The sequence below is a fragment of the Shewanella sp. UCD-FRSSP16_17 genome, assembly GCF_001675935.1.
Taxonomy (GTDB): Bacteria; Pseudomonadota; Gammaproteobacteria; order Enterobacterales; family Shewanellaceae; genus Shewanella; species Shewanella japonica.
This window is the reverse complement of sequence record NZ_LZFV01000032.1, coordinates 1-762: the sequence shown is the minus strand read 5'-3', so window position 1 is coordinate 762 and position 762 is coordinate 1. Positions and strand designations below refer to the sequence as shown.

The following is a 762-nucleotide window of genomic DNA, read 5'->3' as shown; positions in this document are numbered from 1 at the left end:
ATGGCTGCATCAGGGTTTCCCCCATTGTGCAATATTCCCCACTGCTGCCTCCCGTAGGAGTCTGGGCCGTGTCTCAGTCCCAGTGTGGCTGATCATCCTCTCAGAACAGCTAGGGATCGTCGCCTTGGTAAGCCATTACCTTACCAACTAGCTAATCCCACCTAGGTTCATCCAATCGCGAAAGGCCCGAAGGTCCCCTCCTTTCCCCCGTAGGGCGTATGCGGTATTAGCAGTCGTTTCCAACTGTTATCCCCCTCGACTGGGCAGATCCCTAGGCATTACTCACCCGTCCGCCGCTYGTCAGCAAAGTAGCAAGCTACTTTCTGTTACCGCTCGACTTGCATGTGTTAGGCCTGCCGCCAGCGTTCAATCTGAGCCATGATCAAACTCTTCAATTAAAGTTTTTTGAGACTARGTCTCGGCTCAATGAATTCTGATTACATTATGCAGACTCGGAAGAATCTACATCCTGTTTGTTACATATTGCTATGAACACTCATCACTTACGTGATTCAGAAAATATTGATAATAATTTTGATTGCTGCATTCTTTACAAGAAAGAGTGAGCAATTTCGATTAACTCAACACCTGTGAGTGTCCACACAGATTACTTGATAAATTGTTAAAGAGCGTTAGCGCATCTCGGTAAGCCCGAGTGGCTAGGGATGCGTATTTTACGCAATTCCCGTATCGCGTCAAGTGATTTTTAAACTAATTTAAAAACTCTTTTCAGCGTCACTTTTCAGTGAACTGATTTGGCGT

At 46.1% G+C, this 762-nt stretch carries 1 rRNA gene; it reads right to left on the bottom strand.

The features are described 5' to 3' along the window. Positions 1 to 398 (bottom strand): 16S ribosomal RNA (locus A9267_RS13920); the annotation flags it as partial. Positions 399 to 762 lie beyond the last annotated feature (364 nt).